The following is a 19,711-nucleotide window of genomic DNA, read 5'->3' on the forward strand; positions in this document are numbered from 1 at the left end:
GGAAAGGTATGTGTAAATGGTCTGACAATTATATGTGAAGGATGACGACCTGTCAGTTGGGTCTTGATGCGCTGCGCTGCCTTGAGCGCGAGGCATTGCCGATGCAGAGGCGGCAGGGAATGGAGAAGGACTGCTTTTTATTTCTGTGGCCGCCGAGCTGTCATATAAAAAGTGAATTAAGCGACACAATACTTTCAACGACGCGAAGTCCACCGCTCACCGTTCCGGACCATTAGCAGGGGTCTGGGATCCAGGGTTGCCCACGATATTTCCGTTTTATTTGAAGGTGCTTCAAAACCCACGCCAATTATCAAATGGCGGCGAGATTAGCAGAATGTGCACAGATCAGCGGCCCTGTCCCGTGGGTCATGAAGCTGGAGCATTTGAAGGAATCGCGTGCGATCAGGCAACGTTCCTCGACTTCGCTAACTATCTCGGAGATTCACCGTGTCCAACTCTACGTCGCTCTTTACGCCTGTGGCCGTCGCCGGCCATGAACTTCCCCACCGCGTCGCCATGGCGCCGATGACGCGGGCACGGAGCACCCAGCCGGGTGACGTGCCCAACGCAATGAATGCGCGCTACTACGCGCAGCGCGCGTCGGCTGCGCTGATCGTGACTGAGGCCACGCAGATCTCGCCGCAAGGCAAGGGGTATTCGTTCACGCCGGGTGTCTACAGCGCCGAGCAGATCGCTGGATGGCGCCTTACGACCGACGCGGTTCACGCCGCCGGTGGCCGGATATTCCTGCAACTCTGGCACGTGGGCCGCATGTCGCATCCGGACTTTCATGATGGTGCGTTGCCCGTTGCCCCCTCGGCGGTACCGTTCGACGGTCAGATCTGGAAGGTCGACCCGACCACTGGCGTGGGTGCCATGGTGGACTGTCCAACGCCGCGTGCGCTGACCACGGTCGAAGTCAAGGGTATTGTCGAAAGCTTCCGGGAAGCTGCCCGTAATGCGATGAAGGCGGGCTTCGACGGTGTCGAGATTCATGGTGCCAATGGCTACCTTGTCGATCAGTTCCTGCGTACAACGTCCAACGTGCGGACAGATGAATACGGTGGTTCGCGCGAGAACCGGTTGCGCTTCCTGAAGGAAGTCGTCAATGCGGTGGCCGACGAGGTCGGCGCCGGGCGCACCGCGATCCGGCTTGCACCGTTCCTGACCGCGCGCGGCATGGCCTGCCCCGACGTCTTGCCTACCATCCTGGAAGCGAGCGAGTTTCTTGAGGCGCGCGGCATTGCCTACCTTCATCTGGTCGAGGCCGATTGGGACGACGCTCCGCAATTCACCGAGGAATTCCGCCAGGCAATCCGCACCCGCTTCACGCGCCCGATCATCGTCGCGGGCAACTACGACAAGGCGCGCGCTGAGTGGGTCATCTCGAATGGCTATGCGGACCTGGTTGCCTTCGGCCGCCCATTCGTGGCCAATCCCGACTTCCCGCACCAGCTTGCCAATGACCTGCCGCTCGCCAGCTTTGACGGCAATACGCTGTTCGGCGGCGACGAGCGCGGCTACACAGACTATCCCAGCCGGTCGCAGACAGCCGAGTCCGACGACGAGACCCTGAGCGCCGCCAGTCTGGTCTGAGCATCCGCAATGCTGACGCCGCCGGTTCGCGCAGCGAGGCGAAGCTGGCAGAGACCGCGGCATCGCGATCACATTGACGAACTACGACGGCGTCAAAACTTCATTTGCAATCCGACCCGTGCCAAGGTTTGGGAGCGGTTGCTCGCCGCATCGTCCGGCTGGTTCAGACCGTTTATCCACGCCTGTGTGACCGAGCCGTCACCGCTTGCTCGCTGATAGATCGCTTCGACGTACGCCGTGGTCCGTCTGGAGAAGTTGTACTGTATTGCAGTTGTGATCTGCTGGGCCTTGTTGTTCAGCAGCACTGCATTGCCTTTCATGTACTCGTAGTCAAGCCCGAAAGCCCACGGCCCGGCAATGTTCCAGAAGGTGCCCGCCTTGTACACGTCGATCCTCGCGCCGCTCGCCGTGTTTTCCGTGTTCGTGTACAACAGCATCGCAAGAACGCGGGCAAACTGGTAGTGCGCCCCGAAACCGAAATTCCGGATCCCCTCGCTGCCGTTATTCAATTGCGGATACTTCACATCCACATAGGCGGCGCCCAAACCCAACGGCCCATTGGTGTAGTTCAGGCCGAAACTCATTGTCGAGTCCGAAGAAAACGAGCCCGGTACGCCGCCGAATCCATACAGCGCCCCGAACGTCAGGCCGGCGATTTCCGGACTGTGGTACTTGACCGCATTGGGCACTCGCGTGGCGCCCGCCATCCGGTCGAAATCGAACGAACCGGTCGGATTGTCCGGCACACCCAATGCAGAGAACGGACCCTGGCGGAAATCATAGAGACCGCCGAACAGGAGTGCGCCGTCATACCGGCCAAGCGACAGCGTCTCGAACATGAAATCATACTGATTGCCGAAGGTAAGCGAACCCATCCGGTCATTCGCTAGTCCGACGAACGCTGTGCGATTGAAGATTTGTCCGGCGCCCGGAATCGTTGCGCCACTGCCCAGATCGAATTGTGAAGTGAGTTCGAACAGCGCCTTGTTGCCGCCGCCAAGATCTTCACTCCCCTTCAGACTCAACGTGTCCGGCGACAAAATCCCGCTATCGAACAGCGCGGTCGCCCCGCCATGCAGATTGTTCACGTACGTCACGCCGCCGTCGATGACGCCCTGCAACGTCACGGCGCTCTGCGCTTGCACGTCAGGTGACGCCGCCAATGCCAAGGCCCCACCTACGATTGCCGTGACAACAGAGCTCTGCGTTTTCATGCCGTTTCCTTGATGCGTGGTCCGGGCGGCGCCACGGGAATCGCTCCAACAGCGGAACGCGTCGATTGGCAAAGTCTATTCGGGAACGCTACGCCCGTCCTTGGGTTTTCCTGAATCCTTCTTAAGCATATGTTCCTGTGGCGATGTTCCACACCACCTGCGCGCAGACGCCAGATACCTGGAGTACTGGCGCCGTGAACTGAGCGCGCGGCATTGGGTGCCGGTCACCCACCCTGAACAAATGGCTCAGATGGTCCGCGAGCTCGTCAACCACACCGAAGGCTGTGGCGCAGGGAAGCAACTGGGTTCGTAAGGCAAGTTGATGCAGGGCGGCGCGCGCAGCGCCGCCGGAAGTATGACGGCCTTGTCACTCACGCCGCAGGCAAACAGACATAGCGTCAATTAGAAGCCGCCGCAGCATCGGCAGCAGGCGCCCCAGCCGTCTTCATAGCGTCAGCGCCATCCATCCCATGCTGAATAGCATAGATCTCCCGATTCCGCGCCACGGTGGCCGCACTAGGCGGATAGTCATTTTTAGGCGCCGGCACGAGCCCTTGAGCCTGGGCCTGCTGCAACTGAGCCATGACCTCGGCCCGCGTCAACCCTGACGAGCTGGACTGGGCGAAAGCATTCGCGCCGAACGGCAGGCTGAGAGCAGCAACAGCGATCGCGGTAAGCAGTTTCATGATGTCTCTCCGAAGATGTGGAAGAAAGGAGTGGCTTGAACCACGCTTCCTATTCTTGTCATTTCAGCTGTCGGAGCACTGACCTTCGGATTACCGTTTTGTTATCTACGCACCGCGCTTAAACGCAAATTCAAAAACCCAAACCTAAAACCCAAACCGAAGATAACAGAACGGTAATCTACCCGACCACCGCCGGTAAGCGCCAAACCCCCACACTCCTGACTCACAAAGAAGCCCGCGCCACCCGCCGCCAGGCAGTGAAACAAGCCGCGCGCCTCCATCCGCCTCTTTTCAGGAAACCGTCATGTGGATCGTCAAGCTCGCGCTGCGCCGCCCATATACATTCGTGGTTCTCGCGGTGTTGATCTTTATCGTCGGCCCGCTTGCGATACTGCGCACGCCCGTCGATATCTTTCCGAACATCGACATCCCGGTGGTCAGCATCGTCTGGACGTATAACGGCTTTTCCGCCCAGGACATGGCCAACCGAATCACGTCGAACTACGAACGCGCGCTCACCTCCGACGTCGACGATATCGAGCATATCGAGTCACAATCGCTGAACGGCGTCTCGGTAGTGAAGATCTTTTTCCACCCGGGCGCGGACATCAATCGCGCGATCGCCGAGGCGGCCTCCAATTCCGCGTCGATCCTGCGCGTGCTGCCGCCTGGCACGCTGCCGCCGAACATCATCACGTACAACGCGTCGACGGTGCCGATCCTGCAACTCGGGCTCTCCAGCGACACGCTGTCCGAGCAGCAGCTCTACGACCTCGGTAACAGCCAGATCCGCACCCAGCTGGCGACGGTGCAAGGCGCGTCGGTGCCGCTGCCGTTCGGCGGCAAGGTGCGGCAGATCATGGTCGATATCGATCCGCGCGCGCTGCAGGCCAAGGGCCTTGCCCCGCTCGACGTGGTCAACGCCGTCAACGCGCAGAACCTGATTCTGCCGGGCGGCACCGCCAAAATCGGCACGAAGGAATACAACGTGCAGATGAACGGCAGCACCGACACGGTGGCCGCGCTGAACAACCTGCCGATCAGGACGGTAGCCGGCGGCGTGGTGTATGTGCGCGACGTCGCCCATGTGCGCGACGGCTATGCGCCGCAGACCAACATCGTGCGCAGCGACGGCAAACGCGCCGCGCTCCTCACCATCGAGAAATCCGGTAGCACGTCCACCTTGACCATCATCCAGCAGGTCAAGGCGATGCTGCCGCATATCGCGGCCGGTTTGCCGAGTGCGTTGCATATCGCCGCGCTGTCCGATCAATCCGTGTTCGTGAAGTCGGCGGTGGTGGGCGTGGCGCGCGAGGCGGTAATCGCAGCGGCCCTGACCGCGTTGATGATTCTGCTGTTTCTCGGCAGCTGGCGCGCCACGCTGATCATTGCGGTGTCGATTCCGCTCGCGGTGCTCACCTCGCTGATCGCGCTTTCCGCACTCGGCCAGACCATCAACATCATGACGCTCGGCGGGCTCGCGCTCGCGGTGGGGATTCTCGTCGACGATGCCACCGTCGCGATCGAAAACATCACGCATCATCTGGAAAACGGCGAGCCGCTGCACGACGCGATTCTGAACGGCTCGGGCGAAATTGCCGTGCCGACGTTTGTCTCGACACTGTCGATCTGCATCGTGTTCGTGCCGATGTTTCTGCTCTCCGGCGTTGCCCGCTATCTGTTCGTGCCGCTTGCCGAAGCAGTGGTGTTCGCGATGATCGCGTCGTATTTCTTCTCGCGCACGCTGGTGCCGACCCTCGCGATGTATCTGATGCGCGTGCGCAGCAACGCGCCAGTCACGGGCAATGGCCCGATTGCGCGCCTGATCCGCTTCCAGGCCGCTTTCGAACATCGCTTCGAGGGGTTGCGCGAAGGCTATCGCGGCGTGCTCGGCTCGGCGATCGCGAGACCGCGCCGCTTCATCGCAATCTTCCTGTTGTTGTGTATCGGTTCGCTCGCACTGGTGCCATTCGCCGGCCGCGATTTCTTCCCCGCTGTCGATACCGGCGAGATCCGCCTGCATCTGCGTGCGCCGACCGGCACGCGTATCGAAGACACCGCGCGCCTCACCGATGAAGTCGAAGCCCGGCTGCGCAGCGTGATCCCGAAGCAGGACCTCGCGGCCATGCTCGACAACATCGGCGTGCCTGTGAGCGGCATCAACCTGACCTACGATTCGTCCGACCCGATCGGCCCCGAAGACGCTGACGTGATGATCACGCTCGCAGCCGGACACAAGCCCACCGCCGCCTATGTGGCGACGCTGCGCAACACGCTCTCGAAAGATTTCCCCAGCGTCACGTTTGCCTTCCTGCCCGCCGACATCGTCAGCCAGATTCTCAACTTCGGCCTGCCCGCGCCGATCGATATTCAGATCGTCGGCAACAAGCTCGACGCCAATCGCGTCGTGGCGAACCGCTTGCTCGCACAACTGCGCGGCGTGCGCGGCCTCGTCGATGCGCGCATCCAGCAACCGGGCGACGAACCCGCGATCAACGTGAATGTCGACCGTACGCGGGCGATTCAGGCCGGCCTGTTGCAAAAGGATGTATCGCAGAACCTGCTGATCGCGCTCTCGGGCAGTTCCCAGACCACGCCGAATTTTTGGCTCGATCCGCACAACGGCGTCAGCTATCCGCTGATGGCGATGATGCCGCAGTACGACATCAACTCGTTGCAGGCTCTGGCCAATATTCCGGTTGCGCAGAGCGGTGGCGCAGGTACGGGCGGGATGACGGCGTCCGCTGTGGCAAACGGCAACGGCCCCGCTCCGCAAAACCTGCTTGGCGCAATGAGCACGCTGACACGCGCCACGCAGCAAGCCGTCGTCTCGCACTACAACGTGCAGCCCGTGCTCGATATTTTCGCGTCGGCGCAAGGGCGCGACCTCGGCGGTGTGGCGGCCGACGTGAACCGTCTCGTCGATCAGATCCGGCCGCAATTGCCGCCGGGCGCGTCGATCGTGGTGCGCGGCCAGGTGCAGGCAATGCACGACTCGTTCGGCGGCCTCGCAAGCGGCCTCGTGTTCGCGATCGCCCTCGTCTATCTGCTGATGGTCGTCAATTTTCAGTCGTGGCTCGATCCGTTCATCACCATCAGCGGTTTGCCGGGCTCGCTCGCGGGGATTGCGTGGATGTTGTTCAGCACCGGCACGAGCCTGAGCGTGCCGGCGCTGACCGGCACCATTCTGTGCATCGGCATTGCCACGGCCAACAGTATTCTCGTGATCAACACCGCGCGTGAATTCCACCACGGCGGCAAGCCGCCGCTGCAGGCCGCGCTCGAGGCGGGCTTCAGCCGCTTCCGTCCGGTGCTGATGACCGCGCTCGCGATGCTGATCGGCATGCTGCCCATGGCGCTCGGCCTCGGCGATGGCGGCGAACAGAACGCGCCGCTCGGCCGCGCGGTGATCGGCGGCCTCGCACTCGGCACGGTGTCCACCTTGCTGTTCGTTCCGGTCGTCTACGGGATGGTGCATGCGTGGCTCGACAAACGCCGCGCGGCGCGTACTGACAGCCAGGAATCCCGCGTTCCCGCCCGCACACTTTGACTCCGACGAGAACCTGTTCATGAATAATCCATCACTTCCGCCCGACCTCGGCGATAGGTCTGAATCGGCCGTCGAGGCTGATCGAGCCGCTGAGGCTGCCAAGACCGACGAAGCGGCCCGCGCTGCTGAGACTGCACATGCCGCTCCGTCGGCTTGGCCCGCGAGCGAGAAAGAAGACCAGCACGCCAATTACGCTGGAACAATCCGCTCCGCCGACATGGCCCCAAGCTCGAAGCCGCGCCGCCGCGTGTGGCCATTCGCATTGGCTGGCCTCGCTGCGGCGTTGCTGATCGTCGGCATCGTGCCGCGTCTGCACGCAAGCGCCGCGTTGACGCAACAGACGCAAGCGCAAAGCGTGCTCAGCGTTTCCGTCGTTACGCCGCGCCCCGCGCCGGCCGTCCACGAGCTGCTGCTGCCTGGCGCGGTAACACCGTTCGCCGAAGCATCGATTTATGCGCGCACGAGCGGCTATCTGGCGCACTGGAACACCGACATCGGCGCCCAGGTGAAAAGCGGCCAGACACTCGCCACAATCGACGCACCCGATCTCGACGCGCAACTGCGCCAGGCCCGTGCCGACGAAGCCACCGCGCAGGCCAACTTCGACTTCGCGAAGACCACCGCGCAACGCTGGCAGGAGATGCTGAAAACCCAATCGGTCGCGCAGCAGGACGCGGATACGAAAGTCAGCGATATGGAAGCGCGCCGCGCGATGCTGGCGTCGGCGCAGGCCAACGTCGCGCACCTGGCCGAACTGGTGTCGTACGAGAAGATCACTGCACCGTTCGACGGCACGATCACCGCGCGCAACGTCGATGTCGGCGCGCTGGTGACGGCGGGAGGCACGCCAGGCACGGCGGGTATGTCGGGCGAGCTGTTTCATATCCAGCAGACCAGCGTGCTGCGCGTATTCGTCGACGTGCCGCAGAACGACGCGCCCTACGTGACACCCGACACCGGCGTGTATCTGACCGCGCAGCAATATCCCGAGCGGCAGATCGCCGCCAAGGTGGCGCGTACGACCGGCTCGATCGATCCGTCGAGCCGCACGCTGCGCGTCGAGGTCGACGTCGATAACAAGGATGGCGCGCTGATGCCGGGCGCCTATGTGCAGGTGCATCTGCAGTTGCAGTCGACCACGCAGGCGCTCGATTTGCCGGTCAGCGCCCTGCTCTTCCGTCCGGATGGCGTGACGGTCGCCGTGGTCGACGGCAACGGCCGTGCTGCGCTCAAGACGGTGCACATCGGCCGCGATTTCGGCACGCATGTGGAGATCACCACGGGCCTCGCGGCGACCGACCGCGTGATCGATAACCCCGGCGATTCGCTGAGTACCGGCCAGCTCGTGCAGATCGCGCCGGCCATGCATAGCTGAGCACCAGTCATCAAAAGGATGAGCCGAATGTCTCCCATGTTTCGTTCACGTCCGTTGCTGCGCCGTTCGATTGCGGTCACGCTGATCGGTGCACTGCTGAGCGCCTGCTCGACGTTGCCGCCGTACCAACGTCCCATCGTCGAGATGCCCGCGCAGTACGCAGGCGTGGCGCCCGGCTGGGCCCAGGCCGCACCTGCCGACACGGCATCGCGTGGCCCCTGGTGGACGATCTTCAACGATCTGGTGCTGAATCAACTCGAAGCGCGTGTCGACGTCTCCAACCAGACCGTGCGCAAGGCAGTTGCGCAGGTCCAGCAAGCGCGCTCGATGGTGGATTATCAGCGCGCCGGCTTTTTCCCGACCATCACCGCCGGTGTTGCACAGGACCGCTCGCGGACGTCGCAGAACGTCGCAGGCAAATCGCTCGCGGGCAAGACCGTGCCGGATTATTCGGCTGGCGTTTCCGCGAGCTGGGAGCCGGATCTGTTCGGCCGGGTGCGCGACAGCGTGACCGGCGCGCGAGCCGACGCCGCTGCAAGTGAAGCGGATCTGGAAGCCGTGCGCCTGTCGATGAGCGCCGATCTCGCCGTCGATTATTTCGCCCTGCGTTCGCTCGACACGCAGAAAAAGCTGCTCGACGACAGCGTGAGCGCCTACGCCGCCGCCTTGAAGCTGCTGCAGCAGCAATTGAAAGACGGCGCGATCGATGCCTCCGCGGTCGCCCAAGCCACCACCCAACTCGAAGCGACGCGCACGCAGGACACCGACATCGACGTGACGCGCGCGCAGACGCAGCATGCGATTGCCACGCTGATCGGCGAGCCGGCCTCAACCTTCACGCTGCCGCCGAACGGCTCGGCTGCGACGCCGCCGGCGATTCCCGTTGGCGTGCCGTCGCAACTGCTCGAACGACGCCCCGACATCGCCGCCGCCGAACGGCGCGTGGCGGCGGCGAATGCACAGATCGGCGTGGCGCACGCGGCCTTCTTCCCCGATCTGGTGCTGTCGGCGAGCGCTGGGCTGGAAAGCACCTTCTTCGCGCCGTGGCTAAGCGCGCCGAGTTTATTCTGGTCGCTCGGCCCGCAACTGGTCGGCACGCTGTTCGACGGCGGCAAGCGCACGGCCAGCCTGCATGGCGCGACGGCGCAGTATGACGGCGCGGTGGCGGATTACCGGCAATCGGTGCTGGTGGCGTTCCAGCAGGTCGAGGACAATCTGTCCGCCTTGCATTCGCTCGCCGACGAAGCCGCCAGCCAGCAGCGCGCGACCACGGCCGCGGATCTGTCGTTGCGGCTGACGACAAACCGCTTCAATGCAGGCGCGGTGAGCTATCTCGACGTGGTGACCGCGCAGACCATTGCGCTGACGAACCAGCGCACCGCAGATCAGATTGCCGCGCGGCAGTTGGAGTCGAGCGTGTTGTTGTTGAAGGCGTTGGGTGGGACGTGGCGTGGGCAGCCAGCCCCTAAACCCGCCGGAACGTAAGAACGAAACGCGTGCTCTGCGCGTCGCTCTCCGCATGCGCCGTGCCGCCATGCAACTCCATGATCGTGCGGACAATGGCAAGCCCGAGCCCGGTCGAACCGGTGGACCCTTGCGACAAGCCGGACGAAGGCAAGGCACTGCGCGACGGATCGACCCTATAGAAGCGGTCGAAGATCCGTTCGAGATGCTCGGCAGCGATCGGCTGCCCCTCGTTCGACACGGTGACGCACACCGCATCGGCCGATGCGCGAACATCGAGCGCGATCTCGCCGCCCTGCGGCGTATAGCGGATCGCGTTGGCGAGCAGATTGCTGACGGCGCGGCGAAACAGTTCGAGATCCGCTGTCAGCATCGCCGCACCGGTGACCTGCACCCTGACATTCGCATCGTCCGCGATACCTTCGAAGTATTCGGCAATCCGCGTCAGTTCCTGCCCCGCGTCGAACTCGCGCATGTGCTTGACGAACTGTGGATGTTCGGCGCGCGCAAGAAACAGCACGTTTTCGATCATTCGCGACAGGCGGTCGCATTCTTCCAGATTCGATGCGAGCAAGGATTCATACTCGTCGGCGGAGCGTGGCCGGGCGAGCGCGACTTCGGCGGCGCCGCGCATGTTGCTAAGCGGCGTGCGCATATCGTGCGCGAGATCGGCGGTGAAACGCGACAGGCGCTGAAAGCCGTGATCGACGCGTTCCAGCATGGCATTCAGCGCGTTCACCAAAGCTTCGAGTTCGCTCGGCACACGCGCCACCGTGATCCGCGTATTCAGGCGATTGACCGTGACGCGGCCCGCACTCGCCGCGATATCGCGCAACGGCCGCAGGGCGGCGCGAATCAGCAGATAACTCAGCAGCATCGCCAGAATCACGCCGGCCGCGCCTGCGATCTCGAGCTTGTCGCTATAGCGGTCGAGCAGCCGCCAGCGGTCGCTCATGTTGCGCGCGATCAGCACGGTCGCCGTGTCGCCGTCGCGCAGCCGCGCGTCCGCGAGAATGCCGCGGATCGGTGCGCCATTGCGGCCGGTCCAGGCGCCGATATCCGCGTCGGTAATGCGCGCAGAAGCGGCAATCCGCGTGAGCGGCGGCAACGCGGCGATCGTCTCGACGCCGCCAGCTTCAGCGGTTTCGCCGGGATCATGGAGATCGCCTGCGTCGCCTGCTTCGTTCGTTTCGCTTGCCCCATCAAGTGCAATGGAAGCATTCGGCGCGTTTGAGACCGTAGAAGCAGTGCCGCCCGGCGCCGGGATCGTCTCTCCGGCGTTGTGCTCGATCGCCATGTGCCCATCGGGACCGAACATCTCCATCGACATCGTTTCATTGCCCAGCACGATGCTGGTCAGCCGGTCACTGTGCTCGCGAATCGCTTTCGACGTATCGAGCTCCTGGGCGAGCCGCCGTGCATGGCGCGCGGCGAGCACGATGTCGAGATCGTCCTGCGCCTTGATCTGCTTCGCCAGCGCAAGGTACAGAAAACTCCCGACGAGCACGAAAACCGCGAGCGTGGTGACACCGAAGGCTAGCGCAAGCGTTGCGGCGAGCGAGCGGCCGCGCATCAAGCGGCGTCCTTCACTTCAAGCACGTAGCCGACGCCGCGCACTGTGTGAATCAGCTTGACGGGGAAGTTATCGTCGATCTTGGTGCGCAGCCGGCGGATCGCGACTTCGACGACATTCGTATCGCTGTCGAAATTCATGTCCCACACATAGGACGCAATCTGCGTACGGCTCAGTACTTCGCCCTGGCGGCGCGCAAGCAATTGCAGCAGCGAAAACTCGCGCGGCGTGAGATCGATACGCGTGCCGCCGCGTTTCACGCGCCGGCGATTGACGTCCATTTCCAGATCGCCCACCTTGATCAGTTCGCTTTCGCGCGGCGGCCCACGGCGCGCCAGCGTGCGCACCCTGGCCAGCAATTCGACGAAGGCGAACGGCTTGACGAGGTAATCGTCCGCGCCGAGTTCGAGGCCGCGCACGCGGTCGTCGACGTCGTCGCGCGCGGTGAGGAACAACACCGGCGTGGTGCGCGTGTTGCGCAAGGTCTTGACGATGGTCCAGCCGTCCATGCCGGGCAGCATCACGTCGAGCACGATCACGTCGTATTCTTCTTCCTGCGCGAGGATCAACCCTTGTGGGCCGTCGTTCGCGACATCGACCGCGTAGCCGGACTCTTCCAGGCCTTTCTTCAGATAAGCCGCTGTTTTGAGCTCGTCCTCGATCACCAGGATGCGCATGGGAGTGCTCCGCTGTGCTTGACCGTCAAATGATACCGGCAAGCAGCGCGCGAGATGATTACGATCCGGTAATGTGGGCGGCGGACGGTGGCCGGCCGTGCGCGCCCGCGGAAAGGCCAGGCATAAGCGTTGGCGCCCGGCGGCCGTTCCTACTCGACGTTATCCGTCACGTCCGTCATCCGGATCATATGCGGCTTGATGGCCTCGTCATCCTCGTCGGCTGCGGCCGTGGGCGGATGAATCAGCGCTTCGAGCCGCGCCTTGGTGGCAAGAAATTCCGGCGACGTGACCTGCGAATAATCGCGCGGACGCGACACCGGCACTTCGATCAATTCCTGCACCTCGCCGGGATTTGCCTTCAGCACCAGGATGCGGTCGGCCAGAAAAATCGCTTCGTCCAGATCGTGCGTGATAAACAATACGGTCACGTCGATATTGCGCCAGATATCGAGCAAATGCGTCTGCATCTTCGCCCGGGTCTGCGCATCGAGCGCGCCGAACGGCTCGTCCATCAGCAGAATGCGCGGCCGGTTCGCGAGCGCGCGAGCAATCGCCACGCGCTGCTTCATGCCGCCGGACAATTGATGCGGATACGCATTGGCGAACTTCGTCAGGCCGACCAGATCGAGCCATTGCAGCGCTTCGCGCTCGGCGTGCATGCTGCTGTGGCCGTTCATCTTCAGGCCGAACATGACGTTTTTCTTGACCGTCAGCCACGGAAACAGCGTGTAGCCCTGAAACACCATGCCGCGATCGGCGCCCGGCCCCTCCACCGGCTTGCCGTCGAGCAGCACGCTGCCGCTCGTCTGCCGTTCGAGGCCCGCGAGAATGCGGATCAAGGTCGACTTGCCGCAGCCCGACGGTCCGATCACGCAGACAAACTCGCGCCGGTGCGTTTTGAAGCTGATGCCGTTCAGCGCGGTGCACTCGCCCTGTGCGCTCTCGAAACGTTTGTCGAGATCGCGAACTTCGAGGATCACCTCGCGCGACTTCAGACGGTCGAAACGCTCGCGCACCGCTTCGGACTGAATTAGGTACGACGGAATCGGTTGCGGATTTAACATGATTGAATCCCTTGAATGCGGTGCAGTGTGGTGCCGCGCCGTGCGGTGTAGGCCGGCAGGCCGGGGGCGCGAACGGTTCCGCTACGCTTTGAGCGTGCGGTCCCACGGAAACAGCTTGCGGCCGGCATAGGCCAGCACGAGGTCGGTGCCGAGTCCGATGATCCCGATCATCATGATCGCCGCATAGACGTTGTCGAAATGCTCATAGCGCGCCTGCTGCGTGATGTACCAGGTAATGCCGGAACTGGTGCCGACCAGTTCCGCCACGATCAGATAGGTCCACGCCCAGCCAAGCAGGATGCGCTGGTCGCGGTACAGGTCGGGCAGGATGCCGGGAATCACCACATGCGTGAGCAGCTTGAGTTTCTTCGTGCCGAGCGTCATGGCCGCTTCGAACAGGCCGTACTCCAGCTTGCGCGTGGTGTTCGCCACGATCAGCACCTGCTGGAACAGCGTGCCGATCACGATGATCGCGATCTTCGGACCGTCATAGATGCCGAGGATCGCCACCATCAGCGCGCCGAACGCGGGCGCCGGCAAGTAGCGGAAGAACTCGAAAAATGGCTCCTGCAGCCGCGCGATCGCGCTGTAGGTCCCGCACACGATGCCGATCGGCACGCCGATCACCGACGACAGCAAAAAGCCCCAGAAGATGACCTGGATGCTGTGCCCCAGGCTTTGATGCAGCCATACGCCGTCGCGCGACGCGGGGGGCGTGGTGAACGCGGTGTAGAACGCGCGCAGCACTTCGTGGGGCGCGGGCAGGTACACCGGGTTGACCGGCTCGCCTGTCGGCAAGGCGGTGTGGCCCGCTTGCGCATGGCTCAGCTCGTCGGCGAACACGCCCTTGTCGACACGCATGCCGGGCTGGAAATAGTCGACGCTGCCCGGGCTCTCGATCAGCACCTGCGGATGCCAGACGAACGGCACGTAGCTGACGATGCACCACACGAGAAGCGGCAACAGAAACGAGCCGAAGCCCAACAGCCACTTGCCGCGTGCGGAGAGTTCGCGGCGCACCGCGAACCAGTCGCTCCTGTTAATGACGGTCATGGGATTCTCCGAGGCAGTGTTCGGCGCCGGAACCCGGCCCGTCTGACGCGCAGCGCGGCTGCTGCGCCGCAATCGGCATCGATTGGAACCGTTCGTCGGCTTGTTTCATTTGCACGTAACCTCCTCTGTGGCGTCGGCCGCAACGCCTGCATCTGGCACTCGCAACACCATCAACCGCTGGCCCGCGACCACCGCCGCGCCGGCGGCACAATCGATCGTTTCGATCACGCCGTCTTCCGTGACGGCAACCGACACTTCCATCTTCATCGATTCGACGATCGCCACCACCTGCCCTTCGCTCACGCGCTCGCCTTCGCTGACGAGCAGCTTCCAGACGCTGCCCGAGACGTCGGCGACGATGCTCTGCTGACCCGCCGCCAGCGCGTCGTCCGCCCCGTTGCCAATCGCCGAACCCGTGTCGCTGCCCGGCTCGCCGACATACTCCGCATGCCCCGCGGCATTCCAGCGTTCGCGCTCTTCGTCGAACGCCGCCTGTTGCGAGCGCTTGAAGGCGGAGATCGATTCGGCTTCGTCTTTCAGAAAGCGGTTGTACGCGCCGAGGTCGAACACCGATTCCTCGATCTTCAGACTCGCGCGGCCCGCGATGAAGTCGGCGCGCAGTTCGGCCAGCTCGGCCTCGCTGACTTCGTAGAAGCGGATCTCGTCGAAAAACCGCAACAGCCAAGGCTTGCCGGCTTCGAACTCGCGCGTGGTGCGATAGCGGTTCCACATCTGCACGGTGCGGCCGACAAACTGATAGCCGCCCGGCCCTTCCATGCCATACACGCAGAGGTAGGCGCCGCCGATTCCCACCGCGTTCTCCGGCGTCCAGGTGCGCGCGGGGTTGTATTTGGTCGTGACGAGCCGGTGACGCGGGTCGAGCGGCGTCGCCACCGGCGCGCCGAGATAGACGTCACCGAGACCCATCACCAGGTAACGCGCGTCGAACACGATGCGCTTCACGTCGTCGATGCTGGAGAGGCCGTTGATGCGACGGATGAACTCGATATTGCTCGGGCACCACGGCGCATCGGGCCGCACCGATTGCATGTAGCGTTCGATCGCGATCCGCGTCGACGGGTCGTCCCATGACAGCGGCAGGTGCACGATGCGGTTCGGCACGCGCATGTCGTCGACGGCGGGCAGTTCGCGCTCGGCCTGCTGCAGATGCGCGAGCAAGGTGTCGTGCGACAGCGTGCGCGGGTCGAAATGCACCTGCAGCGAGCGGATGCCCGGCGTGAGATCGACGATGCCGGGCAGGCGGTGTGCATCGAGCCAGTTCATCAGTGCATGCACGCGAAAGCGCAGGTTCAGGTCCAGCATGAGCGGGCCGTATTCGACCAGCACGTTCTGGTCGCCCGAGCGGCGGTAGACCACGCCTGTGCCTTCGCCTGCGGATGGATCGCTGTAGAGAATGCAATCATGCGCGCTGAGGTTCGCGCTTACCGCCGATCCAACTGATTCAACTGATTCAACTGATTCAGCAGACACAGCAGACACAGCAGACACAGCAGATGCCGTCTGCGGCTGTTGCGCGTGCGCCGGCTCGAACCGCACCGTATCCCCCGGCCGCAGTTGCCCCAGCTTCCACAACTCGTCGCTCACTACCGTCACCGGACAGACGAAACCGCCGAGGCTTGGACCGTCGGGGCCGAGAATCACCGGCATGTCGCCAGTGAAATCGACCGCGCCGACCGCATACGCATTGTCGTGAATATTCGACGGATGCAGCCCTGCTTCGCCGCCATCCGTGCGCGCCCATTGCGGCTTCGGGCCGATCAGCCGGACGCCGGTGCGGCTGGAGTTGTAGTGGACTGTCCAGCGCGTGCCGTACAGCATCGCGATGTCATCCGGCGTGAAGAAGTCCGGCGCACCGTGCGGACCGTCGAGCACGCCGAGGGTCCAGTCGTGCGTCAGCACCGGCACACGCGCGGGATCGAGTTGCGCGCCTGCTTCGCCGCGGCCCGCGTCGGCGGCGAGATGCAGCACGTCGCCCTTGCGCAAGGCGCGCCCCGCGTGGCCGCCGAACTGCCCCAGCGTAAAGGTCGCCTTGCTGCCGAGATAGTCCGGCACCTGCAAGCCGCCCTTGAGCGCGAGACAGGCACGCATACCGGCGCCGGTCACGCCGCCGAGCTTGAGCACGGAACCGGCCGGTGCGCGCATTACCTGCCACAGCGCGACCGCTTCTCCGTCGAGTGTGGCGGCGAGCGGCGCGCCACCCAGCACGAACAGCGTCGCGGTGTTAAAGCGCAGCGTCGCGCCGACCATCGCGCATTCGAGTCCCGCCGCGTCAGCCGGATTGCCGAGCAGTTCGTTGGCGAGCCGGAACGACAGATCGTCCATTGGGCCGGACGGCGGCACGCCGATGTCCCAGTAGCCGACCCGTCCCGGCGTTTGCTGCACGGTGGTCTGCACGCCGCCGTCGAGCACGTCGACGGTGTGCGGCGCGAACATGAAGCGCGAGAGGAAGGCGGTGGTCTGCTCGCCGCGCGCGAAGGTCGCCGAGCCGGCGATCGCGCGCAGATAGTCGAGGTTCGTCTCGATGCCGTAGAGCTGCGTGTGCTCCAGCGCGGCGCGCATGGCGTCGAGCGCGGCATCGCGGGTTGCGCCTTTGACGATGATCTTTGCGAGCAGCGGATCGTAGAACGCGCTGACCTCGGTGCCTGCATCGACCCATGTGTCGACCCGCGCGTCGGCTGCGAAAGCGACATGCGTCAGCACACCCGCGCTCGGCTGAAACTGCTTGTGCGGATCTTCAGCGTACAACCTGACCTGGATGCTCGCGCCGCTGGGCGTCGGCACAAGCGTGTCGAGCGGCGCAAGCTCGCCCGCTGCCTGACGGATCATCCACTCGACCAGGTCGACCCCTGTCACCTCCTCCGTGACGCAATGCTCGACCTGCAAGCGCGTGTTCACTTCGAGGAAATAGAAGCGCCGCGTGTCGGCGTCGAAGACGAACTCCACCGTGCCGGCGGACTCGTACTTGACGGCCTGCGCGAGGCGCACGGCGCTCGCATGCAGTGCCGTGCGTTCCGCTTGCGTCAGACCCGGCGCAGGGGTCTCCTCGATCACCTTCTGATTGCGCCGCTGCACCGAGCAGTCGCGTTCGCCGAGCGCGATCACACTGCCGCGGCCGTCGCCGAAAATCTGCACTTCAATGTGGCGCGCGTTCTCGACAAACTTCTCGATATAGACCCCCGCGTTCGCGAAGTTGGCCTCGCCGAGCCGCGCGACCGATGCGAACACGCTCTCCAGTTGCGCCGCATCGCGGCACAGCGACATGCCGATGCCGCCGCCGCCCGCGGTGCTTTTCAGCATCACTGGGTAGCCGATCGACTCGGCCTCGCTCAATGCGGTTGAAACATCGGGCAGCAAGCCAGTGCCCGGCAGCAAGGCCACGTCGTTCGCTTTCGCGAGCTCGCGTGCCGTGTGCTTCAGGCCGAATTCAAGCATCTGCGCGGGGCGCGGCCCGATGAAACGGATGCCGGCGTCTTCGCATGCCTGCGCGAAGGCGGCGTTTTCCGAGAGAAAACCGTAGCCGGGATGCACGGCATGCGCGCCGGTCGCGCGCGCCGCCTCGAGAATCGCCGCGCTATTCAGATAGCTGGCGGCTGCCAGCGCCGGGCCGATGCAGACCGCTTCATCGGCGAGCATCACATGCATGGCGTGGCGATCGGCTTCCGAATAGACGGCCACCGATGCAATGCCGAGGCGCTTGAGCGTGCGAATCACACGGCAGGCGATTTCGCCGCGATTGGCAATCAGGACTTTGTCGAATTTCATTGGGCGTCCCAGATGGTCAGGCGCACGGGCGTCGGGTTGTAGCCGTTGCAGGGATTGTTCAGCTGCGGACAGTTCGAGATCAGTACTGTCACGTCCATCTCGGCGCGCATCTCGACGTATTTGCCCGGCGCCGAGATGCCATCTTCGAAGGTGAGTTTGCCGAGCGGCGTCACCGGTACGTTCATGAAGAAGTTGATATTGCTGACGATGTCGCGTTTGGTGAGCTGCGCACCCACGCCGCACGTGCAATGCGTCAGCGCGTGCAGGAAGCTGTCGCGGCAGCTGTGCATATGGCGTTTGTCGAGCGCATAGCGGACCGTATTGCTCTCGGCCGCGCAGGCGCCGCCGAGGGTGTCATGCCGCCCGCACGTGTCCGCGATCATGGTGAGCATCGGCTTGCCGAGGTTCGACATCAGCACGCTGCCGGCGGAGAGATAAAGGTTGCGTTGCGCGCGGATCGTATCCTGCGCGCTGTAGCGTTCGAGCGGATCGGCGCTGTTGTAGAACAGCGTGTCGACGGCCTGATTGCCTTCCAGATCGAGAATGCGGAACAGCTGGCCACGCTTGACCTCATGCAGCCACGGTTCGCCGGACGGCAGCGTGAGGTCGTAGACCGCGTGACGGATATCGAGCTTGCTTTCAATGATGGGCATCGCGGGTCTCCTTAAACGAACAGACGATCGGTGTTGACGAAGCCGCGCTCATTCTCGGGACAGGCGCAACGGCAGGGATCGTCGGCCGGTACGGAGGCATCGGCGGCATACGCGCGGTACGCGATCAGCTTGACGGGCCTCGGTTCGTATTCGGAGGAAGGGTCCAACGGGTGCGGCGCGCTCGAAAACGCGGCGAGCGTGTCCATTTCGAAACGCAGATCGAACGCCGCGCCGGCTTTCGAATGGCCTGTCACGAACTCGAGCGAGCCATCCTCGCCAACGGCGAGCTTGCTGAAAAAGTTGATATTGGCGACGAGATCGCGCGTGCCCAGACCGTGCTTGGCCAGTTCGAGCAGCAGGCTGTCGCGGCCGTTGCGGATCATCGCATTGCGGTGTTGCTGATAACGGGCCACGCCGTACTTATCCGCGAACAGTTCGGCATCGCCGAGGCCGCCCAGCGGATCGTGCCAGCCGAGCGTGTCGGCCGTGATCGAGGCGAGCACGCGGCCCATGTCCGAGTAGAGCACGTGGCCGCGCGTCAGATGCGCGGTGTGCTGCGCCTTCAGCGTATCGGCCATGTTGTAGCGTTCGAGCGATTCGTCGTGCCGGTAGAACACGGCGGCCAGATTGGCGCCGCCCTCGGGGTCGACGACGCGCAGCGCCATGCCACGGCGCAACACGCCGGACCAGTGGGTGCCGGCAGGAATCACGGTTTCCCATAACGCATGCGGGATCGGTGCGAGATCGACTGGGGTTTGCGTCGACATGGAGGCTCCTGGTATCGGTTGGGGAAAAGCATGAGAGGGCGATTGACCGACATCGCGACCTCCCGGGCTTTTATCCCTCCGTGGAGCCTCGCCGGCGCCTTGAAAGAAGGTGAACGGCAAGACCGGATTGCTCTCGGACCAGACATCGTGCGCGGGCTTTAAAGCCATCTAAAAGCCCTTAAAGCGCTACGACCGGAACCCTAGCGATCCTGAAGATGATGCAAATTACTTCGCACCTCTCGCTGCGTAGCTAAGC

Annotated in this window: 13 protein-coding genes and 1 riboswitch; of the genes, 4 read left to right on the forward strand and 9 right to left on the reverse strand. The window is 63.7% G+C overall.

Going from position 1 to position 19,711, the window contains the following annotated elements; genetic code table 11:
* Positions 1-447 precede the first annotated feature (447 nt).
* Positions 448-1,596, forward strand: coding sequence for an alkene reductase (locus tag P3T22_RS23330; RefSeq protein WP_429326262.1), 1,149 nt, complete (start codon positions 448-450; stop codon positions 1,594-1,596).
* A 92-nt stretch (positions 1,597-1,688) separates the two neighbouring features.
* On the opposite strand, the gene P3T22_RS23335 is transcribed toward P3T22_RS23330, so the two are convergent.
* A complete protein-coding gene (locus P3T22_RS23335) occupies positions 1,689-2,810 on the reverse strand; it encodes a porin (protein ID WP_429326263.1) in 1,122 nt (373 codons plus the stop codon).
* A gap of 398 nt (positions 2,811-3,208) precedes the next feature.
* Entirely contained in the window at positions 3,209-3,496 is a 288-nt protein-coding gene (locus P3T22_RS23340) for a DUF4148 domain-containing protein (protein ID WP_429326264.1), read from the reverse strand.
* 304 nt (positions 3,497-3,800) lie between these two features.
* Between P3T22_RS23340 and P3T22_RS23345 the strand changes: the two genes are divergently transcribed.
* Genes P3T22_RS23345 through P3T22_RS23355 form a run of 3 tightly spaced genes read left to right on the forward strand, consistent with a single transcriptional unit; the run spans position 3,801 to position 9,906 of the window.
* Positions 3,801-7,046 (forward strand): efflux RND transporter permease subunit, encoded by a 3,246-nt coding sequence (locus P3T22_RS23345; RefSeq protein ID WP_429326265.1) that lies wholly within the window; start codon positions 3,801-3,803, stop codon positions 7,044-7,046.
* A 19-nt stretch (positions 7,047-7,065) separates the two neighbouring features.
* Positions 7,066-8,421, forward strand: coding sequence for an efflux RND transporter periplasmic adaptor subunit (locus P3T22_RS23350; protein WP_429326266.1), 1,356 nt, complete (start codon positions 7,066-7,068; stop codon positions 8,419-8,421).
* A gap of 18 nt (positions 8,422-8,439) precedes the next feature.
* A complete protein-coding gene (locus P3T22_RS23355) occupies positions 8,440-9,906 on the forward strand; it encodes an efflux transporter outer membrane subunit (RefSeq protein WP_429326267.1) in 1,467 nt (488 codons plus the stop codon).
* Here the strand turns inward: P3T22_RS23355 and P3T22_RS23360 are convergent.
* The 7 genes from P3T22_RS23360 to P3T22_RS23390 form a co-directional block, all read right to left on the reverse strand.
* Complete coding sequence (locus tag P3T22_RS23360) at positions 9,887-11,458, reverse strand: heavy metal sensor histidine kinase (protein ID WP_429326268.1); 1,572 nt, start codon at positions 11,456-11,458, stop codon at positions 9,887-9,889. The genes P3T22_RS23355 and P3T22_RS23360 overlap by 20 nt on opposite strands.
* Positions 11,458-12,135: a heavy metal response regulator transcription factor gene (locus tag P3T22_RS23365; RefSeq protein ID WP_063499182.1), complete on the reverse strand. Its 678-nt coding sequence runs from the start codon at positions 12,133-12,135 to the stop codon at positions 11,458-11,460. The genes P3T22_RS23360 and P3T22_RS23365 overlap by 1 nt, the downstream gene beginning before the upstream one ends.
* A gap of 149 nt (positions 12,136-12,284) precedes the next feature.
* Positions 12,285-13,199: an ABC transporter ATP-binding protein gene (locus P3T22_RS23370; protein ID WP_429326269.1), complete on the reverse strand. Its 915-nt coding sequence runs from the start codon at positions 13,197-13,199 to the stop codon at positions 12,285-12,287.
* A gap of 81 nt (positions 13,200-13,280) precedes the next feature.
* Positions 13,281-14,252, reverse strand: coding sequence for an ABC transporter permease (locus P3T22_RS23375; RefSeq protein ID WP_063499184.1), 972 nt, complete (start codon positions 14,250-14,252; stop codon positions 13,281-13,283).
* 105 nt (positions 14,253-14,357) lie between these two features.
* Positions 14,358-18,035: an urea carboxylase gene (uca, locus tag P3T22_RS23380; protein WP_429326270.1), complete on the reverse strand. Its 3,678-nt coding sequence runs from the start codon at positions 18,033-18,035 to the stop codon at positions 14,358-14,360.
* Positions 18,032-18,688: an urea amidolyase associated protein UAAP2 gene (locus P3T22_RS23385; RefSeq protein ID WP_429326271.1), complete on the reverse strand. Its 657-nt coding sequence runs from the start codon at positions 18,686-18,688 to the stop codon at positions 18,032-18,034. Before P3T22_RS23385 ends, uca begins: the two co-directional genes overlap by 4 nt.
* Positions 18,689-18,699: 11 nt before the next feature.
* Positions 18,700-19,455, reverse strand: a complete 756-nt coding sequence (locus P3T22_RS23390; protein ID WP_063499187.1) for an urea amidolyase associated protein UAAP1 — start codon at positions 19,453-19,455, stop codon at positions 18,700-18,702.
* A 57-nt stretch (positions 19,456-19,512) separates the two neighbouring features.
* Positions 19,513-19,670: riboswitch (guanidine-I (ykkC/yxkD leader) on the reverse strand.
* Between the last annotated feature and the right edge of the window lie 41 nt (positions 19,671-19,711).

This window comes from Paraburkholderia sp. GAS348 (assembly GCF_050434205.1).
In the GTDB taxonomy this organism is placed as follows: Bacteria; Pseudomonadota; Gammaproteobacteria; order Burkholderiales; family Burkholderiaceae; genus Paraburkholderia.

Coding starts and splice junctions, on each gene's coding strand:
- P3T22_RS23355 (WP_429326267.1), top strand. CDS start 8,440: ATGAGCCGAATGTCTCCCATGTTTCGTTCACGTCCGTTGCTGCGCCGT.
- P3T22_RS23335 (WP_429326263.1), bottom strand. CDS start 2,810: ATGAAAACGCAGAGCTCTGTTGTCACGGCAATCGTAGGTGGGGCCTTG.
- P3T22_RS23345 (WP_429326265.1), top strand. CDS start 3,801: ATGTGGATCGTCAAGCTCGCGCTGCGCCGCCCATATACATTCGTGGTT.
- P3T22_RS23385 (WP_429326271.1), bottom strand. CDS start 18,688: ATGCCCATCATTGAAAGCAAGCTCGATATCCGTCACGCGGTCTACGAC.
- P3T22_RS23340 (WP_429326264.1), bottom strand. CDS start 3,496: ATGAAACTGCTTACCGCGATCGCTGTTGCTGCTCTCAGCCTGCCGTTC.
- uca (WP_429326270.1), bottom strand. CDS start 18,035: ATGAAATTCGACAAAGTCCTGATTGCCAATCGCGGCGAAATCGCCTGC.
- P3T22_RS23360 (WP_429326268.1), bottom strand. CDS start 11,458: ATGCGCGGCCGCTCGCTCGCCGCAACGCTTGCGCTAGCCTTCGGTGTC.
- P3T22_RS23390 (WP_063499187.1), bottom strand. CDS start 19,455: ATGTCGACGCAAACCCCAGTCGATCTCGCACCGATCCCGCATGCGTTA.
- P3T22_RS23350 (WP_429326266.1), top strand. CDS start 7,066: ATGAATAATCCATCACTTCCGCCCGACCTCGGCGATAGGTCTGAATCG.
- P3T22_RS23375 (WP_063499184.1), bottom strand. CDS start 14,252: ATGACCGTCATTAACAGGAGCGACTGGTTCGCGGTGCGCCGCGAACTC.
- P3T22_RS23365 (WP_063499182.1), bottom strand. CDS start 12,135: ATGCGCATCCTGGTGATCGAGGACGAGCTCAAAACAGCGGCTTATCTG.
- P3T22_RS23370 (WP_429326269.1), bottom strand. CDS start 13,199: ATGTTAAATCCGCAACCGATTCCGTCGTACCTAATTCAGTCCGAAGCG.